At 38.4% G+C, this 21,464-nt stretch carries 21 protein-coding genes; 15 read left to right on the top strand and 6 right to left on the bottom strand.

Translation table 11 applies throughout. The features are described from left to right. Positions 1-23 precede the first annotated feature (23 nt). Both nmlR and ACEE75_RS05645 read left to right on the top strand, forming a co-directional pair. Complete coding sequence (gene nmlR / locus ACEE75_RS05650) at positions 24-392, top strand: stress response transcriptional regulator NmlR (protein ID WP_427895410.1); 369 nt, start codon at positions 24-26, stop codon at positions 390-392. 15 nt (positions 393-407) lie between these two features. Beyond that, positions 408-1,454: a zinc-binding dehydrogenase gene (locus ACEE75_RS05645; RefSeq protein WP_427895408.1), complete on the top strand. Its 1,047-nt coding sequence runs from the start codon at positions 408-410 to the stop codon at positions 1,452-1,454. Between the two features lie 20 nt (positions 1,455-1,474). Here ACEE75_RS05645 and ACEE75_RS05640 read toward each other — a convergent pair whose 3' ends face one another. The 5 genes from ACEE75_RS05640 to ACEE75_RS05620 form a co-directional block, all read right to left on the bottom strand. After that, positions 1,475-2,983: a hypothetical protein gene (locus ACEE75_RS05640; RefSeq protein ID WP_447575018.1), complete on the bottom strand. Its 1,509-nt coding sequence runs from the start codon at positions 2,981-2,983 to the stop codon at positions 1,475-1,477. Between the two features lie 75 nt (positions 2,984-3,058). Next, positions 3,059-4,543, bottom strand: a complete 1,485-nt coding sequence (locus tag ACEE75_RS05635) for a DUF1846 domain-containing protein (RefSeq protein WP_447575017.1) — start codon at positions 4,541-4,543, stop codon at positions 3,059-3,061. A 107-nt stretch (positions 4,544-4,650) separates the two neighbouring features. Further along, entirely contained in the window at positions 4,651-5,379 is a 729-nt protein-coding gene (locus ACEE75_RS05630) for a hypothetical protein (protein ID WP_447575015.1), read from the bottom strand. Between the two features lie 475 nt (positions 5,380-5,854). Next, the gene (locus tag ACEE75_RS05625; RefSeq protein ID WP_447575013.1) at positions 5,855-6,550 is read right to left on the bottom strand and encodes an LrgB family protein; all 696 of its coding nucleotides are present in this window, start codon (positions 6,548-6,550) and stop codon (positions 5,855-5,857) included. Beyond that, a complete protein-coding gene (locus tag ACEE75_RS05620; protein WP_427895398.1) occupies positions 6,543-6,911 on the bottom strand; it encodes a CidA/LrgA family protein in 369 nt (122 codons plus the stop codon). Before ACEE75_RS05620 ends, ACEE75_RS05625 begins: the two co-directional genes overlap by 8 nt. A gap of 440 nt (positions 6,912-7,351) precedes the next feature. Here ACEE75_RS05620 and ACEE75_RS05615 point away from each other — a divergent pair, with 440 nt between their 5' ends. The 13 genes from ACEE75_RS05615 to trmFO all read left to right on the top strand — a co-directional run bounded on the left by ACEE75_RS05615 (position 7,352) and on the right by trmFO (position 20,529). Then, a complete protein-coding gene (locus ACEE75_RS05615; protein ID WP_447575011.1) occupies positions 7,352-7,549 on the top strand; it encodes a hypothetical protein in 198 nt (65 codons plus the stop codon). Beyond that, a complete protein-coding gene (locus ACEE75_RS05610) occupies positions 7,546-8,103 on the top strand; it encodes a low temperature requirement protein A (protein WP_447575009.1) in 558 nt (185 codons plus the stop codon). Before ACEE75_RS05615 ends, ACEE75_RS05610 begins: the two co-directional genes overlap by 4 nt. A gap of 2 nt (positions 8,104-8,105) precedes the next feature. Further along, positions 8,106-8,930, top strand: a complete 825-nt coding sequence (locus tag ACEE75_RS05605) for an alpha/beta hydrolase (RefSeq protein WP_449164862.1) — start codon at positions 8,106-8,108, stop codon at positions 8,928-8,930. Positions 8,931-8,957: 27 nt separating this feature from the next. Beyond that, positions 8,958-9,704, top strand: coding sequence for an esterase family protein (locus ACEE75_RS05600; RefSeq protein ID WP_277066634.1), 747 nt, complete (start codon positions 8,958-8,960; stop codon positions 9,702-9,704). A 17-nt stretch (positions 9,705-9,721) separates the two neighbouring features. Continuing rightward, a complete protein-coding gene (locus ACEE75_RS05595) occupies positions 9,722-10,888 on the top strand; it encodes an ATP-grasp domain-containing protein (protein WP_449164861.1) in 1,167 nt (388 codons plus the stop codon). Positions 10,889-11,094: 206 nt separating this feature from the next. Then, a complete protein-coding gene (gene ylqF / locus ACEE75_RS05590) occupies positions 11,095-11,946 on the top strand; it encodes a ribosome biogenesis GTPase YlqF (protein ID WP_447574194.1) in 852 nt (283 codons plus the stop codon). Beyond that, the gene (locus ACEE75_RS05585) at positions 11,933-12,703 is read left to right on the top strand and encodes a ribonuclease HII (protein ID WP_447574195.1); all 771 of its coding nucleotides are present in this window, start codon (positions 11,933-11,935) and stop codon (positions 12,701-12,703) included. The genes ylqF and ACEE75_RS05585 overlap by 14 nt, the downstream gene beginning before the upstream one ends. 174 nt (positions 12,704-12,877) lie before the next feature. Further along, on the top strand, positions 12,878-14,188 hold the full coding sequence (locus ACEE75_RS05580; RefSeq protein WP_447574196.1) for a nucleobase:cation symporter-2 family protein: 1,311 nt from the start codon (positions 12,878-12,880) through the stop codon (positions 14,186-14,188). Positions 14,189-14,366: 178 nt separating this feature from the next. Then, complete coding sequence (locus ACEE75_RS05575; RefSeq protein WP_447574208.1) at positions 14,367-14,966, top strand: sugar O-acetyltransferase; 600 nt, start codon at positions 14,367-14,369, stop codon at positions 14,964-14,966. Continuing rightward, positions 14,944-15,879, top strand: coding sequence for an ROK family protein (locus ACEE75_RS05570; RefSeq protein WP_447574197.1), 936 nt, complete (start codon positions 14,944-14,946; stop codon positions 15,877-15,879). The genes ACEE75_RS05575 and ACEE75_RS05570 overlap by 23 nt, the downstream gene beginning before the upstream one ends. Before the next feature lie 41 nt (positions 15,880-15,920). Then, the gene (dprA, locus tag ACEE75_RS05565) at positions 15,921-16,763 is read left to right on the top strand and encodes a DNA-processing protein DprA (protein ID WP_447574198.1); all 843 of its coding nucleotides are present in this window, start codon (positions 15,921-15,923) and stop codon (positions 16,761-16,763) included. Between the two features lie 95 nt (positions 16,764-16,858). Further along, on the top strand, positions 16,859-18,991 hold the full coding sequence (gene topA, locus ACEE75_RS05560; protein WP_447574199.1) for a type I DNA topoisomerase: 2,133 nt from the start codon (positions 16,859-16,861) through the stop codon (positions 18,989-18,991). A gap of 188 nt (positions 18,992-19,179) precedes the next feature. After that, positions 19,180-20,529, top strand: a complete 1,350-nt coding sequence (gene trmFO, locus ACEE75_RS05555) for a methylenetetrahydrofolate--tRNA-(uracil(54)-C(5))-methyltransferase (FADH(2)-oxidizing) TrmFO (RefSeq protein ID WP_447574200.1) — start codon at positions 19,180-19,182, stop codon at positions 20,527-20,529. A gap of 50 nt (positions 20,530-20,579) precedes the next feature. On the opposite strand, the gene ACEE75_RS05550 is transcribed toward trmFO, so the two are convergent. Next, positions 20,580-21,359 carry a PASTA domain-containing protein gene (locus tag ACEE75_RS05550; RefSeq protein WP_449164860.1) on the bottom strand — a complete coding sequence of 260 codons (780 nt, stop codon included), beginning with the start codon at positions 21,357-21,359 and terminating at the stop codon, positions 20,580-20,582. Positions 21,360-21,464 lie beyond the last annotated feature (105 nt).

Below are 21,464 nucleotides of genomic sequence, written 5' to 3'. Positions count from 1 at the left end.
GCTATCAAGGATGGAGGTGGGGAATGAATATAAAAGTTGCTGCTGACCTGGTGGGCTTATCTGCCGACACCATTCGTTATTATGAAAAAATTGGCTTAGTTCCACCGATTACACGGAATAAATCAGGTATTCGTGATTTTCAGCAGAAGGATTTAGAGGCTTTAGAGTTTGTGAAATGTTTTCGTTCAGCGGGCTTGTCTGTTGACTCTTTGACAACCTATATGACCTTGTATGGTCAAGGAGATAGCACACGCCTTGAGCGTTTGGAGATTTTACAAACCGAGCGTGACAAGCTGAAAGCACGTCTTAAGGAACAGGAGGCTGCTCTTAAGCGTTTAGATTATAAAATTGCCATTTACCAAAAGGGGCTGTCAAATGATGCGCCACTATAGAAAGGATAGAAACTAATGAAAACTGCTATTTTTGAAAAAGCTGGGTCAATGATTATTGAGGAAGTTGACAAGCCAAAGATTCAAGCCAGTGATGATGTGATTTTACGCATTGTGAGAGCTTGTGTGTGTGGCTCAGATTTATGGTCCTATTCGCATGGAGATGCACGGGAAAGTCATACTAATAACTCAGGGCATGAGGCATTGGCCATTGTTGAGGAGGTCGGTCCAGACATCACTACCTTAGTACCAGGAGATTTTGTGATTGCGCCTTTCACACATGGTTGTGGAGAGTGTGCGGCCTGTCGTGCAGGTTTTGATGGGACTTGTGACAACCACCCAGCACCAACGAACTGGGGCGGTGGTTTCCAAGCAGAGTATTTGCGTTTCCACTATGGAAACTGGGCCTTGATTAAGGTTCCTGGTCAGCCATCAGATTATTCAGAAGGCATGTTAAAATCCCTCTTAACCCTAGCTGATGTGATGCCAACAGGTTACCATGCGGCACGAGTCGCTCAAGTTGAAAAAGGGGATAAGGTTGTGGTCATTGGTGACGGTGCTGTTGGTCAATGTGCTGTCATTGCAGCTAAGATGCGAGGAGCTTCACAAATCATCATGATGAGCCGTCATGAAGATCGTCAAAAATTAGCCTTAGAGCTTGGTGCTACAGCTGTTGTCGCTGAACGTGGTGAAGAAGGTATTGCCAAAGTTCGTGAGATTTTAGGTGGTGGTGCAGATGCTGCCCTAGAATGTGTGGGAACTGAGGCTGCTATCGAGCAAGCTATCGGTGTTCTTCATAATGGTGGTCGCATTGGTTACGTTGGGGTCCCGCACTATAATAACCGTCCACTTGGCTCAACTTTTGTGCAAAACCTTACCATTGGAGGCGGATCTGCTTCAGTAACGACTTATGTTAAAACCGTTCTTCTTCAAGCAGTATTAAATGGCGATATCAATCCAGGTAAAGTCTTTACAGACACCTATCAGCTAGATGATGTCAATCAGGCTTACCAAGATATGGCTGACCGAAAAGCTATTAAATCCATGCTTCTAGTATCAGAATAAAGAGAAAACTTCAAGACATCTTAGTTCTTGAAGTTTTTCTTTTGTTTGAAGAAGTGATAGGTCTCTCCCCAACCTTTTACGACAAAAGGAATTAAGAGATACACGTAGGGGATTGCATATTGGCTCTTAGTTTCCCAAAGTAAGTGGAATATAATGCCACCTGCGAGGTAGATGAAAGGATAGAGGATGATAAGATTCATATTTTTAGAAAAGATAAGATAGAGAAATGCCCCTAAGTAGATAAGAATCAGCATAGCATGTGTCACTTGGTAAATGATACGATACCCCCATCTGCCATTAAAGATAGAGGCTGCATAAATATTATCAAGGGGTTGCTTTTGAGGTTTACTAGGTCCTGACCAGATTGATTGGAAGGTTGATTCTGTCCAAGTGGTCAAAAATTTAGTAGAAAAGAATGTCCAAGCATAAGCTGGTTTTTCAAAAAATTTTTGCATCTCATGGGTAACCATTTTATCAGCATCTTCTTTGATTTGATCGTAGTCTCCAGATTTTTCAAAATAAATATTTCTGACATAAGAAGTGTACCATCCAGGTTGACGGTGATTATCTTTTAAATCCTGAAGCCCCATAGCTAGCCAAGCAACTTTAGGCGTACCTTTTAATTCATGACCAGCTAAATATTGATAGTAGCTGAGAGTTGCTTTGTTAAAGCTGATCGCTAGTCCAAAGAGAATAATGGGGTAGCAAATCAAACGTTTATTCTTTTGATAAACAGCTTCAAGTAGGATAATAACAGAAACAGTTATGAGGAGAATGATGTTATTATTTCTTATCCAGTAGGCAGTTGCAAGAGTCAACAGGCTAACTAGAGCATCTTTGCGCTGATGATTTGATAGGTATCGGATAAAGAAATAAATGCCAACGCTCGCTATGGCTAAACTGTAAACAATACCATAAACAAATAGGATATTGAAAAACTGAGGAAGAAAGGTAAAGCTGAGAAAAATGGTCCACTTGCTGACACGGTCATTATCAAAGAGGAGTTCAGCTATTTTCCAAGTCATAGCATTCGTGAGAAGAATGGCAATGATATTAAGCAGGAAGAAAACAACCATACTAGGAATCGGAATGATTGTCAGGATAATACGCTCAAATGTAACCAACCCTAATTGGTGAGGGTAGCGAAAGAGGTAGGCACCTTCATTAAGTGAGGAAAGGTTACCTTGATTGATACTGACAGCTGAACGAAAGACTGTCGCTGCATCATCTCGTGTAATATCAGTCGTCAAGGCAATAAGAAGTAGCCCACCTAAGCTGAAGAGTGTCGCTAGCAAAATGAAGAGTTGCTTTTTTGTGAGGTGGTCAAGAAGCTTATTAATGATGATACTTAAGGGGAAAAAAGCTAGTAAGCAGAGATAGACCCAGGGTCTAGGACTAATCATATCTGCCCATTCATACCGAACAACATAAATAATCGTTTGGACAAGGAAAGAAGAAATAGTCAAGATTGCCATCATGACGGCAGTACCTACAGAAATAGACTTTTTTAAAAATGTAACGATTTTCATAAAAACCTCGTTGCTAATAGTTTTAGAACAAAAGAGCTAGAGAGAATTGATTCCCCCAGCTCTTTTGTGATGTGTTTACTTTTTATAAAGTGTCTCGCTTTGTCTATTGGGATCAACAGTAACATTGATACCAAGTTTACGGAAAACATTTTTGTCTTCTTCAGGTAAGCTAACACTGGAATGCACTTCAGATCCTTTCAGATTTCCAAGTTCTTCCATAGCTTTTTTGGCATTATTATCGGTCATAGCAGTGATGGCTAGAGCGATCAGCAGTTCACTTGAGTGAAGACGAGGGTTGCGATTGCCGAGATGGTCAACTTTTAAATCTTGAATAGGTTTGACATAGTCAGGTTGGATGAGGTGTGTGTCCTTGTCGATACCTGCTAGAGCTTTAATCCCGTTAACGATGACAGCAGCAGATGGACCAAAGAGTTCTGATGTTTTACCTGTAACAATTTGACCATTAGGCAATTCCATAGCCAGTGCAGCTTGTCCAGTTTCCTCAGCCTTTTGACGAGCAACGACGGTCACTTGACGATTAAGTGGAGTGATACCAAGGTTATTCATCAATAGTTCAATCTTGGTGATAGCAGATTTTGCCACCTTATCTTCTTTGTAGTCTGCCACAGTCTGATAATAACGACGGATAATTTCTTGCTTAGAAGCGTCACGAGCAGCCTCATCATCTGTGATCGCAAAGCCAACCATATTGACTCCCATATCTGTTGGAGATTGGTAGGGTGATTTCCCTAGAATGCGCTCTAACATGAGCGATACTACAGGGAAAATCTCAATGTCACGGTTGTAGTTGACAGTTGTTTCTCCGTAAGCTTCTAGGTGGAATGAGTCAATCATATTAACATCATCAAGGTCTGCTGTCGCAGCTTCATAAGCTAGGTTGACAGGGTGATGGAGTGGTAAATTCCAAACTGGGAAAGTTTCAAATTTTGCATAACCAGAGGTCACGCCATTCACTTGATCATGGTAGAGCTGGGATAGACAGGTTGCTAATTTACCTGATCCTGGTCCTGGCGCTGTGACAACGACTAGATTGCGACTTGTTTTGATGTAGTCGTTTTTCCCCATGCCTTCTGGTGAAATGATATGGTCAACAGCTGTTGGGTAACCAGCGATTGGGTAGTGAAGGTAAGACGCGATGCCATTTTTTTCAAGCTCTTTACGAAAAGCATCTGCTGCAGGCTGACCAGTATATTGCGTAATGACCACAGAACCAACAAAAATGTTGAGTTCATTGAAAGTGTCAATCAGACGAAATACTTCCTGGTCATAAGAAATCCCCAAGTCACCGCGAGTTTTAGAATGTTCAATATTACTAGCATTGATGGCAATAACAATTTCAACTTGATCACGTAATTCGTGAAGGAGTTTGATTTTATTATTTGGCTCATATCCAGGTAAGACGCGTGCGGCATGGAAGTCTTCCAACATCTTCCCACCAAATTCAAGGTAGAGTTTTCCACCGAATTGCTCAATGCGCTCAAGGATATGATCACGTTGTAAATCTAAATAGTTTTCGGAACTAAAAGCTTGTTTTTTCATTTTTTCACCTCTAATGTTAAATTATAATAAATTTTGAGTAAAAATAGAAGTTATTTACGATGAAAACAAGAAAAACTCTCTCAAATTCTATATTTGAGAGAGTTTGGTTAGTCTTTTTTATATGTGATAGTAAGGCTAAGACGTTTAAAGGAGCTTTTGTTTCGCCAAAATAGACGTATCTGTAAGAAACTTGCCAAAGATAATAAGAGAAGGAAGCAATTGTTCCACCAAGCAAGAAGATTGGCAACGAGATCATATTGTTTAAAGAAGGAGTTATACATATTTAGTAAGATACTGTTATCGTGAATGTAGCGTTTCAGGCTTTCTAAGATGGCTTGAATATCTTTTAAAGTGTTGAGTGGCATGGTTGAGATTTCGTGGTTTAACCCTTTTATCACCTGGTCTAAGTCCAAACTACGAAAGGCAGTGTAGTCTTGATAAAGGGTTAGACTCGTTTGGAAACTAGAGATTACACCAACTAGCAACAGAAAAATTGGGACAAGATTTAAAAACAGATAACTCCACCGCAAACTTTGGCTACCTCGTTGAGTCGTCGTTTTTAATTTTTTAAAGAAAAAGTTATTCAGATAGAAGTAAAGGATAATCTCAAGTAAGAAGAAAATAGCGCTAATGACGAGCCAGCTTTTTCCCTTGGATAACAGGTTGTCTATGATATTGCCATCAAGTAATGCTGGAATGCTGTCAATCCCAAGGTAAAAATGTTTGATGCTCCAATTGTGAAAAATAGAAGTTTGGAACAAAACAATCAACCAAAGAAGAACGAGATAAAGACTACTTCCTAACAATATAGGGGATGCTGGCTTGTTTTTTGACATAAAAAAGTCATTCCTTTCTGAAAATGATCTGATTTATTGTATCAAAAATAGCAAATAAGTCGCAAGAAAAGTGGTTGCTAAATGTAAGAAAAAGGAATGGTGTAATGGAATCTAAAGGAGGTCGTAAAATGGTACAATTGGGATTAAAAGCTAGTACAGATAAAAAAACAAATTGAGAGCTATCGAATATATCATCCCACAGTGTTTGAGTTTTATACCACTGTATCATTTTGGTGATGAGGTCTGGATGAACAAATTTTTATAAGAAATCAAGCAAAATCAATGTCTTTGATCTTAGTCTTTCACAAATATAATTGGCTTGCTTGGTAGCTAAGAATCGAATGATAAAATGAACACGTCATTTTAAATAGAATTCAACTTGCTGATTATTAATGCTACTAAAAACACAAAGTTTCTTTCATTGAAACTTTGTGTTTTTTGATAGATAATTCTTTGAGACAACATTTACAACTTGCTAGGATAAAATGAGTTGAGCAAGGATAGGGCTGACGATAACATAAAGAATACCCGTAATTCCAATAGATAAGCCAGCAATTGCTCCCTCTACTTGTCCATATTTTAAAGCAGCCCCTGTTCCGATGGCATGACCTGTTCCTCCTAAAGCAACGCCAATAGCAATAGGGTCTTTGATGTTTAACCACTTGAGCAAAACAGGACCGAGCACACTGGTTAGGATACCTGTGATGACAACAACTAGTAGGGTCACCGTCGTAATGCCTTGCATCTTATCAATCATTCCAACTGCCATGGCGGTTGTCACTGATTTTGGGATAAGAGAGATGGCTAAAAAGTATTTCATTCCAAAATATTTTGCTACTAAAAGAGTGTAGAGGGTATTGATAATAGTGGCAAGGGTAATACTCAAAAAGATACTCCTAAAATGATGTCGCATCAAATGGAAATTACGATACAAGGGAATAGCCAAAGCCACGGTCGAAGGAACAATCAACATATTGAGATAGGCTCCTCCAACATAATAGTTTTTATATGGAATATGAAGCAGCTTTAATCCAATAATAACGAGAGCCGTAGCAACTAAAAGAGGGGTTGTTATAGGATGTGGGAAACGCCTAAATAGTAATAAACCAATATAATAAGCCAAAATAGATAGGAAAATCCCAAACATAGGATTCAGAGTGAGTTCAGTCATGATTTGGAAAGTCTCCTTCAAATTTATTTTTTATAAAACCTACAATAAAAGCAATCACAACAATATTTAAAACCAAGGCCCCGAAAAGAATTAAGCTAATCGGAAATAAATAAGGTACAATTTCCTGATAGCGCTCCATAATCCCAACAGCAGCAGGTAAAAATAAAATCGTCATATTGGCTAGTAAAAATTGCCCCACTAAGTGAATATGCCTCAACCGAATCAGTTTTACTTTTAGAGCGATAAAAAGCAGTAACAAGCCAATAATGCTACCTGGTATGGGAAGATGCCCAAGTGTTGAGATGCCTTCTCCTACAAAGGCAAAGAAAAGAATAATCATAAATTGAACATAAATTTTCATAAAGCCTCCTTTGATTAACACCTTATAGTTTACTCCAATATTCATTTTTTTCAAGAGCATATAAAAGATTTTGTGATTCGATTGACTTATAGTGAACTATAAGTAGTGTAATGAAAGGTGTAAAATGATGGAAGGAGTTCTTGTAATGAGTACTGAACGTTATACAATTACAGATATCAGGCAAAAGACCAACGTGAAAACTTGTTACGGGGCAACTGGCGACTCTTTATCAAAAGCAAGCTAACCTCCAGCGTTCCATAGATCGTTTGGAGCATAAAATATCCCTATATGAATCTGGTGATATTGAGCAAGAGCTTTCCTATTTTGAAGAGTATGCTATTTTGACGGACGAAAAAGATAGTTGGAAGGAGATTGATGTATGAAAATAGATGTATTTGCTCATGTATTGTTGCCTCAGTTTTACCAAAAAATGTTGGGCCTTGGCTTTGGTAAAAAAGGTCAATCAAGAGCTCTTGGGAACTGTTCAGACCTATCCAAATCAATTTCTAGCTGGAGTGGCCATGCTGTCTTTGAACAACATTGAGGGAAGTTTGGAGATTTTAGAAGATTTTGTGGTGAAGCATCCTGAAATTGTTGGCGTACAGCGTCTTTCATCAAACATAAAAAAGTCGAGTTGACGGAATTATTTTATGATTTAGTTTATGTTTATACCATCAGTCAGCTAACGTCGATTATCCATCATGCACATCATGGAGTAGTCAGTCCCCAATCCTTTTTTAACTTCTCAGTAGGTCTAATTGTTTTTGTTAATTCGTGGATGGTGCAAACCGTTTTTACAAACCGATTTGGAAACAATAGCCTAAAGAATATTATTTTTATGTTTCTTCAGATGATTTGTCTTTTAGTATCATCAAGAGCTGTGGCTGGAGATTGGCAAAACAACTTTGTGTGGATATTTCTACCGATGGCCCTTATTTCCTTGCTACTCTTAATGCAGTATATTTCTGAATATTTTCAGACTTCAAACGATGTGGGTCGGAGTTTGATGGAGCAGTTTTTCTATATCTTAGGCTTGCGGTCCTTTATTCTCTTCCTTAATAGTTTTAAAAATAACATTATTCTCCAAACTAATCACAATTTTATTCAAAAAAGAACAGAAATAACTAAATTTTCTGAATATTTGTTGAAAAACTATGGTATAATACTAAAAACACTGTTTAGAAAGAGATAGATATGAATAAATCTTACTTTTATTTGGATATGAAAACCCACGAATTAGAGGTTCCCTTCACTGGTAGAAAACGTCGCGTTCGTGTCTTACTACCGAAAGGATATGACGAAGACACCGCTGATTCCTATCCTGTCGTCTATTTCCATGATGGACAAAATGTTTTATACAGTAAAGAAGCCTTTTCGGGTCATTCTTGGAAGATTATTCCAACGATTAAGCGAAATCCAGATATTGCAAAGATGATAATTGTTGCCATTGACAATGATGGTGCTGAACGGATGCATGAATACGCTGCTTGGAAGTTTAGCGAAATGGGGATTCCAGGAGTTCAGTTTGGTGGCAAAGGAACCTTGTATGCCGAATTTGTGATGGAAGTGGTCAAACCATTTATTGACCAAAACTATCGTACCAAAGCAGACAAAGCTCACACAGCTATGATTGGCTCATCTCTTGGAGGGAATATTACACAATTTATGGGCTTAGCCTATCAAGATAAAATTGGTGGTTTAGGGGTCTTTTCATCAGCCAACTGGCTTCACCAAGAAGCGTTTGATCGTTATATTGAACGCCAACCATTAGATAAAGAGCAGCGTGTCTATATCTATGTTGGAACAGAAGAAGCAGATGACACCGATAAGACTCTCATGGCAGGTAACATCAAGCAAGCCTATATCAATTCATCCTTAACTTACTATCGTCAATTGGTAGCAGGAGGAGTTGAGCTAGATAATATTGCTTTAGAAGTTGTTTCAGGTGCTGTTCATAATGAAGAGGCTTGGGCAGCTTATTTACCAGATTGCTTACGTTTTTTAAGTGAAAAGTGGTAATCGTTAGAAATAGTTAGGAGAAAAAATATGCATGTAGAATTTTTAAGTCATTGGTCAGGAAATCTTGGTCAAGAAATGAATGTCAATCGTTATGGCCACGCAGGTATTCCTGTGGTTGTTTTTGCCTCATCAGGTGGCTCATACAATGAGTATGCGGATTTTGGAATGATTGAAGCTTGTCGTGGTTCAATTGAAGCTGGAAAAGTCCAGTTTTTCACCCTCACTAGTTATGATAAGGAAAGTTGGTTAGCTGATTGGAAGTCTATTCACGATAAAGCTGAAGCTCACCGCGCCTATGAACGCTATGTCATTGAAGAAGCGATTCCATTCATTAAATACAAGACCGGGTGGAATGATGGTATGATGACGACAGGTTGTTCTATGGGAGCTTATCACGCGCTAAACTTTTTCCTTCAACATCCTGATGTCTTTACAAAAGTCATTGCTCTTTCAGGTGTTTATGATGCTCGATTCTTTAACAATAACCAAGATTACGGTCATGATGATGCCGTTTATCAAAACTCACCAGCAGACTACATCTGGAATCAAAATGATGGCTGGTTTATTGATAAATACCGTCAAGCTGATATTATCGTCTGCACAGGTTTGGGTGATTGGGAACAAGACGGTCTGGACTCATTCTACAACCTAAAACGTGCCTTTGAAGAGAAGAATATTCCAGCTTGGTTTGACACCTGGGGAACTGATGTTGCTCATGACTGGGTTTGGTGGAGAAAACAAATGCCATTCTTCTTACATTCTATCGGACTTTAATCTAGAAAGGACTACCTATGAATTATCTCGTTATTTCCCCTTTTTATCCAGAAAATTTCCAACCCTTCACGATTGAATTGGCTAAAAAAGAAGGCGTTACAGTTCTAGGTATTGGGCAAGAACCCTATGATCAATTGCCTGAAGAACTACGTTATGCTCTTACAGAATATTTTCGCGTCAATGACTTGGAGAACATTGATGAGGTTAAGCGAGCAACAGCTTTCTTGATGTATAAACATGGCCCGATTGATCGAGTGGAATCCCACAATGAGCACTGGTTGGAAAATGATGCTACCCTCCGTGAACAATTTAACATTTTCGGTGCTAAACCAAGACACCTTAAAAAGACGAAGTACAAGTCTGAGATGAAAAAACATTTCACTAAAGCAGGTGTACCAGTCGTACCGGGCATGGTGGTTAAAACAGAAAAAGACATTGAAAAAGCTGTAAAAACAATTGGATTTCCTATGATTGCTAAGCCTGACAATGGCGTTGGTGCTTCAGGAACTTTCAAATTAACTAAAAAAGCTGATTTGGAAACTTTTAAACAAGCTTGGGATGGACAAACTGCTTACTTCTTTGAAAAATTTGTCAATTCTAGTATCATCACAACCTATGATGGTTTGGTTGATCGTCATGGAAATGTGGTCTTTGAAACAGGCTTAACTTATGTTCACACCCCATTTGAATTGATGCAAAGTAAAAAAGACAATGCTTATTATATCGAAAAAGAGTTGGATCCCCAATTAGTCAAATATGGTCGTGCCATTATTAAAGAATTTGGAATGAAAGAGCGCTTCTTCCACATTGAGTTTTTCAAAGACGGAAAAGATTATATTGCTATTGAGTACAATAACCGTATGGCAGGGGGCTTTACTGTCGAAGCTTATAACTATGCGCATTCAATTGACCTTTTCCGAGACTATGCTAATATCGTGACCGGTGGAAATGTGGAAGAGCGTGTGTTTGAGCCACAATATTGCCTTGTGGCTACACGCCGTGACACCACCAACTACCTTTACCCAGCTACTGAGATTTATGAACGCTATGCAGATAATCTCAAGGCCGTTAAACGTATGCCTGATGCTTTTGCGGAGCTACAAGGAAATGATGCTTATCTACTTGTGACTAAGAGTAAAAAAGAGTTAGATGAAATGATTGACTTTATCGGAAAAACACAATAGCACTATTTCATAAAAACAAAAACTCGTCAATGACGGGTTTTTTGTATTTTTCCATGTGTTGTTTTTGAAGCTAAATTTTGATATGATTTAACTTAGAAAAAAATCAGATAAGTTTCTAGGTGATTAGCTTAGTAAAGTTGATCTCGACAAGAAAAAAGTTGATTTGTCCCCGTAGCAAATCACATAGAGAAAGGAATTATACACTCATGGCAATTATTCAATGGTTTCCTGGGCATATGTCCAAGGCCCGTCGTCAAGTTCAAGAAAATATTAAACACGTTGACTTTGTAACAATTTTAGTTGATGCTCGACTACCTTTATCTAGTCAAAACCCCATGCTGACCAAAATTGTTGGAGATAAACCAAAACTTATGATTCTCAACAAGGTTGACCTAGCTGATCCTTTTTTAACGAAAGAATGGCAGAGCTATTTTGAAAAACAAGGGATTAAAACCTTAGCTATCAACTCAAAAGAACAAGCGACAGTGAAAAAAGTAACTGACGCAGCTAAGGAGCTGATGAAAGATAAAATTATACGTCTCCGCGAAAGAGGAATCCAAAAAGAAACTCTGCGCACTATGATCATTGGTATCCCAAATGCTGGCAAATCAACTCTTATGAACCGTTTGGCAGGAAAGAAAATTGCAGTTGTCGGAAATAAACCAGGTGTCACAAAGGGACAACAATGGTTAAAATCTAATAAGGATTTGGAGATTCTGGATACTCCAGGAATTCTCTGGCCAAAATTTGAAGATCAACTTGTAGGTTTGAAGTTAGCCTTGACAGGGGCCATTAAGGATAATTTATTGCCTATGGACGAGGTGACTATTTTTGGATTAGATTACTTTAAAGCTAACTACCCTGAGAGATTACTAGAGCGTTTTAAGGGAATTGATCTAGATGAAGAGACGCCTGAGATAATTATGAATCTTACAAAAAAACATGGTTTTCGAGATGACTATGATCGTTTTTATACTTTGTTTGTAAAAGATATCCGCGATGGTCGTCTTGGAACCTATACACTTGATAAGGTAAGTGATCTAGATGGCAACGATTAAAGAGATAAAAGAACGATTGCAGGAAGTTCATCAGCTTGACAGCCCTATTTTCCAAGAATTATCAACAGATCATCGGACAGGCGTTCAAACAGCTATAAAAAAACGCCAAAAAGAATTGGAAAAAGAACTCGCAGAAGATGCTCGCTTAGAGGCTATGTTATCTTATGAAAAATCACTCTACGACAATAATGTAGAGTGGATTGCTGGAATAGATGAAGTCGGAAGAGGGCCTCTAGCAGGTCCCGTTGTAGCTGCGGCGGTTATTCTTCCAAAAGGCTGTAAGATCCGCTACCTCAATGATTCCAAGAAAATTCCTAAATCAAAGCATGAAGTTATTTACCAAGAAATTATGGAACGAGCGGTAGCAGTTGGAGTGGGAGTAAAGGATGCTGGCGTCATTGATCAGGTTAATATTTACGAGGCAACAAAATTAGCTATGTTAGAAGCCTTAGGTGAATTAAATCAAAAACCTGATCACCTACTGATTGATGCGATGCAGTTGGAGACATCTATACCGCAAACAGCCATTATCAAAGGAGATGCTAACAGCTTGTCTATCGCCGCAGCATCTATCGTAGCCAAGGTTACAAGAGACAAAATGATGGCAGATTATGATCAGAAGTTTTCTGGCTATGGTTTTGAAAAAAATGCAGGATATGGCACAGCAGAGCATTTAAAAGCACTCCATCAATTTGGTATCACTCCCATTCATCGAAAAAGTTTTGAGCCGATTAAATCAATGCTAAATTTCGACTAACAACCAATACGTCACAAAGAGATTCTCTTACGAGGGTCTTTTTGATGTATTTCCATCGTCTAAAATACGAATAAATATGTTACGCTGATAAAAAACGTTCGCTTTTAACCTTGAAAGAAAGAACATCTTATGATAAAATAGATGACATCATTATTTTTACATAAAGGAGACAATATGTCTAAAGAACATTCAGTTAAAGAGCCAGAAAAAATGCTCTACGGGATAGATGACAAACCACCTGTTGGTGTGACAGTTATCTTGGCACTTCAACATATTTTAGCTGCTTTTGCAGGAATTATCGCAGTTCCCCTAGTGGTAGCTTCAGCTCTAGGATTAAGTGTTGAAGACACCTCGACTATGGTTGCTGCCGCAATTTTTGTCGCAGGGATTACAACAATTCTACAATCAAAAGGAGTTGGACCTATCGGAGCACGTGTATCTGGGATGATGGGAACAGACTTTACTTTTGCAAGCCCAGCCATCAGTGTTGGTTCACGTTTTGGGATTGCAGGGATTGTTGGTGCCACTATAGCAGGTTCTTTAGTTGAAATTGTTCTAAGCCGTTTCATCAAGCCTTTGATGAAATTCTTCCCACCTCTTATTACAGGGACAGTTGTGTCACTAATTGGGATTACGCTTTTACCAGTTAGCATGGACTGGGCAGCGGGAGGATCAGGTGCCAAAGATTATGCTTCTTTAGAAAATATTAGCATCGCTTTTATCGTTATGGTCTTTACACTTTTACTTAATCATTTCGGAAAAGGCCTTTGGAAAACCGCTTCTGTTTTTATCGGTATGATTTTTGGTTACCTACTCTGTATTGTTCTCGGGAAGGTTGATTTATCAGCAGTAGGAGATGCAGCTTGGATTTCCTTTCCAGCCATTCTTCGCTATGGGGTAAAGTTTGATCTTTCATCCATTTTATCCTTCATCCCTGCTTATATTGTTTCTCTTATTGGAACAGTTGGGATCATGATGGCAATTGGTGAGGCATCAAATACAAAAGTGTCAAGTGAACGTGCCGCAAATGGAGTGTTAGCAGATGGGGTTGGTTCTTTAATCGCAGGTTTCTTCGGTGCAGGCCCTAACACAGCTTTCTCTCAAAATGTTGGCTTGATTACCTTAACCAAGGTTGCTAGTACACATGTTATGGTAGTCGCAGGAATCATCTTAACTGCTTTAGGAATTTTCCCTAAAATTTCAGCCCTAATTTCAATCATGCCTCAACCTGTTTTAGGTGGGGTTGGTGTCATCATGTTTGGACTGGTCGCTGCTCAAGGGATTAAAACACTAGCACAAGTAAAAATGGGAGATCGTGAACTTTTGATTATCTCCGTTGCTTTCGCACTCGGAATTGGTGTAACCGTTCGTCCAGAATTATTAAGCTCACTTCCAACACCACTTCAAATGGTCTTATCATCAGGTATCTCAACAGGTACACTAGCTGCTCTTTTATTAAATATTGTTTTAAAAGACAGAGACTAAGATATAACGTCTAGCATTAATTTTTAGAATAAGCCCCTTCATTTCCAAGCTTAGCAGGTTCATTGAGCCTCTATGCTTGGAGACGAAGGGGGCTTTTTTGTAGTAAAGTTAAAAAGAAATTGACAATCTTGAATCAAAGTTTTATAGTGAGGATAATATAATATATCAATAGAGGTGGATTATGACAGAAAGAGAAAAAATGTTAGCAGGACAATTATATGATGCTGGGGATGCTGAACTAAAAGGTTTACGCCAAAAGGCCAGAGAAAATATGGCTGCATTTAATGAAGAAAAAGATGGTAAAAAGAGAGCTTCAATTTTAAAAAAATGGTTTGGAGCAACCGGTGACTCTATCTATATGGAGCCACGTTTTTCTTGCGATTATGGTACTAACATTTATGTTGGAGAAAATTTTTATGCCAATTTTGATTGTACCATGTTAGATGTCTGTGATATTCGGATTGGAGATAATGCTATGTTAGGACCAAGTGTTCAATTATTAACCCCCTTGCATCCTCTAACAGCCAAAGAGAGAATCGCAGGGCTAGAATACGGAGCGCCTATTACCATTGGGGACAATGTTTGGATTGGAGGCGGAGCTATTATCCTTCCTGGTGTCACTTTAGGTGATAATGTTGTAGTGGGGGCAGGTAGCGTTGTCACAAAGTCTTACGGAGATAATGTCCTTATTGCTGGTAATCCAGCGCGTATCATTAAAACTATTGATGAAACAAAAAAGGAGAAACAAGAAACTGATGACTCAGCACTTATGCATTGATATTGGAGGGACATTTATTAAATCAGCCCTAATAGATGATAATCTTGTGTTATCACATCAACAAAAACACAAGACACCTGATCAGTTAAATCATTTCCTTCTCTATCTAGAGTCACTTATAAAAGACTACCATCATCAGATTAAGGGCGTGGCAATTTCGTGCCCTGGGCAAATCAATGTGGTCAGTGGCTATGTTTATCATGGTGGTCTGATTAGTTACCTAAAAAACTTTCCATTGGGGAAGCATTTAGAAGAAAAGTATCACCTCCCTGTCAGTGTGTTGAATGATGCAGATGCTGCAGGGTTAGCAGAGTCGCGATACGGAAGTCTGAAAAGCTGCCACTATGGAGCTGTTCTCGTTTTAGGGACAGGTGTAGGCTTGGCCTTGGTTTCTGATCAAAATCTGATGACCTTTAAAGATTTTTCAGCCTCAGACCTTTGGGAACGAGGATTTCGTGAATTTAAAGGCATTGAGAGTTTGTCGCAATCGTTAGGTTTACAAATCAACGGCATCGGCAACCTTATCACTAACACCGGTTCTGCAGTTCAATTTATTAAGCGAGCGAGTCAAATCTTAGATTTAAAAAAGGAGGATGGACAAGAGGTTTTTGAGCAACTCAAGCTCGGTCAAAAAGAAAACTTACAAGAACTTTTCGAAAAATATTGCCAAGATATTGCCATATTGATTTTAAATTTACGAAATATATTTAAACTAGAAATGGTAGCTGTTGGGGGTGGTATTAGTCAGCAACCCTTACTAATAGAAGAAATTACCAAGCAATACCTTCAACTATTAGGAGAGCAAGTTGGTTTGTCTAATCAATTAAGTCAATTGCCTATCATAGCTTGCTCTTTTCGACAACAAGCCAACCTAGTTGGAGCTTATTGTCAATTTAAAAAAATAAATGATTAACTACAACTCTCCATTATCGAATAGAATAATGGAGGGAAATTATGAATAATTTTGAATTGTATAAACTAAAAACAGCAGGTATTACCAATCTAGGTCTGAATAAAATTTTAAGCTATATCAAAAAAAATCAGACGTCACCATCACTGAAAGAGATGATCCGTATTGCTAATTGTAAACATCCTAGTCTGGTGTTAGAACGGTATAAAAGTTTGGATAAAAAACTATTGCTGGAAGAATTTAAGCGTTTCCCATCGTTCTCAATTTTAGATCAGGTTTACCCGGAAGAACTAAAAGCGATTTACAATCCGCCTGTCTTATTATTCTATCAAGGGGCTTTAGAACTGTTAGAAAAACCTAAATTAGCAGTTGTCGGTGCTAGGAAATCCAGCCAAGCAGGTTCAGAAACGGTTAAAAAATTACTGGCAGAATTAAATCAGAACTTTGTTATTGTAAGTGGTCTAGCACGAGGAATTGATACTGCAGCTCATATGGCCACATTAAAGCAAGGCGGAAAGACTATAGCTGTAGTAGGTAATGGACTTTCTCAATACTATCCAAAAGAAAACCGTCCCTTGCAAGACTATATCAGTAAAAACCACCTCATTTTATCAGAGTACGGTCCAGATAGTGGCCCAAAACGTCATCATTTTCCTGAGCGAAATAGGATTATCGCAGGGCTTTCTCTTGGGGTGCTTGTTGTAGAGGCAAAAATCCGCTCAGGTAGCTTGATTACTTGTGAGCGTGCACTAGAAGAGGGCCGAGATGTTTTTGCGGTACCAGGTAATATTTTAGACGGAAATTCTGAAGGTTGTCATCACTTGATAAAAGAGGGAGCAAAGTGCGTCACAACAGGGCTTGACATCCTTTCAGAGTATCATTTTTAAAATAAGTTTTCCTATAAGAAAATGTTTTTTTATTGACAAGGTCTAAAAAATGATATATCATTCTTTTTGGTTTATCTAAAAGTATAGAAAAGAGAATGAGTGTGGCAACAAAGACAACAACTAAAAAAACAGCTACAAAAAAGAAAACGACTAAAAAAAACAGTCCTAAGAAAAAATTGGTTATTGTGGAGTCTCCAGCAAAAGCTAAAACCATTGAAAAATATCTGGGGCGAACTTATAAAGTTGTAGCCAGCGTAGGACATATTCGAGATCTCAAGAAATCTAGTATGTCTATTGATTTTGACAATAATTACGAGCCAGAATATATTAATATCCGCGGTAAAGGTCCCTTGATTAACTCTCTGAAAAAAGAAGCGAAGAATGCCAAGCAAGTCTTCTTGGCAAGTGACCCCGATCGTGAAGGAGAGGCGATTTCTTGGCATCTTTCTCATATCTTAGGACTAGATCCTAAGGATAAAAACCGTGTCGTCTTTAATGAAATCACCAAAGACGCTGTCAAAAATGCTTTTGTGGAACCACGGGAAATTGATATGGATTTAGTCGATGCCCAGCAAGCTAGACGTGTTTTAGATCGTATTGTTGGTTACTCTATTTCGCCGATTTTATGGAAAAAAGTTAAAAAAGGGTTGTCTGCGGGACGTGTACAATCTGTTGCTTTAAAATTGATTATCGATCGTGAAAATGATATCAAAGCGTTTAAACCAGAGGAATACTGGACAATTGATACACTATTTAAAAAGGGAAATAAAAAATTTAGCGCTAGCTTTTACGGCTTAGATGGTAAAAAGTTAAAACTACAGACCAATGAGGAGGTCAAAACTGTTTTATCACGTATCACAAGTGATGCCTTTAATGTAGATAAGGTAGAAAAAAAGGAACGCCGTCGAAATGCTCCCTTACCTTACACGACCTCATCTCTTCAACAAGATGCTGCCAATAAAATTAACTTTAGAACACGAAAAACCATGATGGTTGCCCAACAGCTCTACGAAGGGATTAGTTTAGGATCAGCAGGACATCAAGGTCTCATTACCTATATGCGTACGGATTCAACCCGTATTAGTCCGATTGCACAAAATGATGCCGCAAACTTTATTACAGAAAAATTCGGAGCAGAATACTCAAAACATGGGAATCGTGTGAAGAACGCCTCAGGGGCACAAGATGCACACGAGGCTATTCGTCCATCAAGTGTCACCAATACACCTGAAGCCATGGCCAAATTCCTAGATAAAGATCAGTTAAAGCTTTATACCTTAATTTGGAATCGATTTGTAGCCAGTCAAATGACTGCAGCTATCTTTGATACAATGAAAGTTAACCTATCACAAAATGGTGTTATCTTTACTGCAAATGGTAGCCAATTAAAATTTCCAGGCTATATGGCAGTTTATAATGATTCAGACAAAAATAAAATGTTACCAGAGATGGAAGAAGGAGACACCGTCCAAAAAGTCTCTACCCATCCTGAACAACACTTTACCCAACCACCTGCACGTTATTCTGAGGCAACCTTGATTAAGACATTGGAAGAAAATGGTGTCGGACGCCCTTCTACATATGCTCCTACGTTAGAAACCATTCAACGAAGATACTATGTAAAATTAGTGTCTAAACGATTTGAACCTACGGAACTAGGTGAAATTGTTAATTCCTTAATTGTAGAGTTTTTCCCTGATATTGTAAACGTTGCATTTACAGCAGAGATGGAAACCAAACTTGATGCTGTTGAAGTTGGAAAAGAAGAATGGCAAAAGGTTATCGATGAATTTTATCAACCTTTCCAAAAAGAATTGGCCAAAGCTGAGACCGAAATGGAAAAAATTCAAATCAAGGATGAACCGGCAGGTTTTGATTGTGATGTTTGTGGTTATGAGATGGTTATTAAACTGGGGCGCTATGGTAAATTTTATGCCTGCAGTAATTTCCCAGAATGTCACAATACCAAAGCTATTACCAAGGAAATCGGTGTCATTTGTCCTCTTTGTCAACAAGGTCAAGTGATTGAGCGTAAAACCAAGAAAAATAGACTCTTCTATGGTTGTGATCGTTATCCAGACTGTGAATTTACCTCTTGGGATAAACCTGTAGGACGTACATGTCCGAAATCAGGTGATTTCCTTATTGAGAAAAAAGTTCGTGGTGGGGGCAAGCAAGTTATTTGTAGCAATGATGACTGCGACTACCAGGAAGAAAAAGTAAAATAGAACATACCAATCTACACCTAGAGGAGATCATAATAATCTCCTCTATTTTTCGATAATCATCTACATAACAAAAATTATGTAAATAGTGGATGCAGTATTTTGCTTGAGTTTTAATTTTCTGTTATAATAGATGTTCAATAATTAGTTAGAAAGATTTGTGGGAGTAGCTCCCAAAGAGGTATTAGTGAGTGTCTCAATCGATTAAAAAAGCAGATTATATCAATGTTATCGGAGCTGGTTTAGCAGGATCCGAGGCGGCTTATCAGATTGCCAAACGTGGCATTCCAGTGAAATTGTATGAAATGCGTGGTGTCAAATCAACACCTCAGCACAAAACAACTGATTTTGCTGAATTGGTTTGTTCAAACTCCCTTCGTGGAGATAGTTTAACCAATGCTGTAGGTCTTTTAAAAGAGGAAATGCGACGTCTAGATTCAGTTATTATGAAAGCTGCTGAGGCAACTCGTGTACCAGCTGGTGGTGCCTTAGCAGTTGATCGAGAAGGTTTTTCACAACTGGTTACCCAAGAAGTAACACAGCACCCTCTCATTGAAGTCATTCGTGATGAAATCACTGAAATCCCAAATGATACTATCACAGTCATTGCTACAGGACCTTTAACATCAGATGCCTTAGCTGAAAAAATTCATACTCTTAATGGTGGTGCAGGATTTTACTTCTATGATGCCGCAGCTCCTATTATCGATAAATCAACTATTGATATGGATAAGGTTTACCTTAAATCACGTTATGACAAAGGAGAAGCTGCCTACCTCAATTGCCCTATGACTAAAGAGGAATTTTTGGCTTTTCATGATGCGCTAACCAATGCTGAAGAAGCTCCGCTTAATAGTTTTGAAAAAGAGAAATATTTTGAAGGTTGTATGCCAATTGAGGTTATGGCAAAGCGTGGCATCAAGACTATGCTTTATGGCCCTATGAAACCAGTTGGTTTAGAATACCCTGACGATTATAAGGGTCAACGTGACGGAGACTTTAAAACACCTTATGCTGTTGTTCAACTTCGTCAAGATAACGCTGCTGGAAGTCTCTATAATATCGTTGGATTTCAAACTCATTTGAAATGGGGAGAGCAAAAACGTGTCTTTCAGATGATTCCGGGGCTTGAGAATGCTGAATTTGTTCGCTATGGTGTCATGCATCGCAATTCTTATATGGACTCACCAAATTTGCTGACACAAACCTTCCAATCACGTCATAATCCTAACTTGTTTTTTGCAGGACAAATGACAGGAGTAGAAGGTTATGTTGAATCTGCTGCATCAGGGCTTGTTGCAGGTATCAACGCCGCCAAACTTTTTAAAGGAGAAGATGAGGTAGTCTTCCCTCATACTACAGCTATTGGAAGTCTTCCTTACTATGTAACTCACGCTGATAGCAAGCACTTCCAACCTATGAATGTCAATTTTGGAATCATTAAAGAATTGGAAGGACCCCGCATTCGTGATAAAAAAGAACGTTATGAAAAGATAGCTGAACGAGCTTTAGCCGATCTCTCAACTTTTATAAATTATTAAAAAAAGCATCAAGAGATGCTTTTTTCTATAACTCAGTCAACACTATCACATTAGCGTCTGAAAAGAATCTTAGCCCGTCTCCAAGTTACTTGAGATAGCTTTCGGGCATGATGAATCGTATCTCGAGAATGACCTTTGACACGATTAAGGGAATCGATAACGGTTTGTTTTTGTTCTTGGACTTTATCTTGATAAAGTTGTTCTAAATGACGAGATTCTTGTAAAGTCGAATCATCTAAATAAAATAAGCGAATAATAACTCCGAGTCTCGGAGATTGAGAGAAAAGTCTATTCTTTGGATCACTTGAAATAACACGATAACTCTCCTCTTTGTAATACTTTCTATCCGCTTTTAACGGAATACGTGCTACTTTAAAGCCACTTTCTTCCAAAAGAGAAGCAGCTTCTTCCAAAAACATCCCTTTAAGATTGGGAAGAGAAGAAGATTCGCCCGTCAAAGTTTGTTCAGCTGTTACAACATAAAGTTTTACTAAACTGCCTTTAGAAACAAATCCTGGCTTTGGAACCATGTGAACAACTTCATCTAGTCGAATATCTTTCTTTAACTGACTCTGCTTTGCAGGAAGGATTGCAACAACTAAACCTAGTCCTTCTAAATGGTCTTTTGCCTTATCAATCGACATATGCACAACATCGGAAAGAAAAATACGATCTTTTTTACTAGCATAGTGTCTCTCGATAGCTTTATCAATTAAAGGAGTACTATGTTTTGAAACCTCCTCGACCATTTTAACCGTATCCAGAACGGAAAAAATATTCCCTATGGTTCCTATCGTCTTTCCCGCTTTTTTTATCCAAGTAGATTTCATCAAAATACCTCCTGTATCTTGTACCATCATCATTATACCAAATACCCTGTATTTTTTTCATGAAAAAGTTTGAAAATAGCAGAAGTAGAAAAGTAGAAGAAGACT

The organism is Streptococcus sp. 11273D007BT (genome assembly GCF_053547195.1).
The sequence above is the reverse complement of the archived record's forward strand: the minus strand, read 5'-3'. Positions and strand labels throughout refer to the sequence as shown.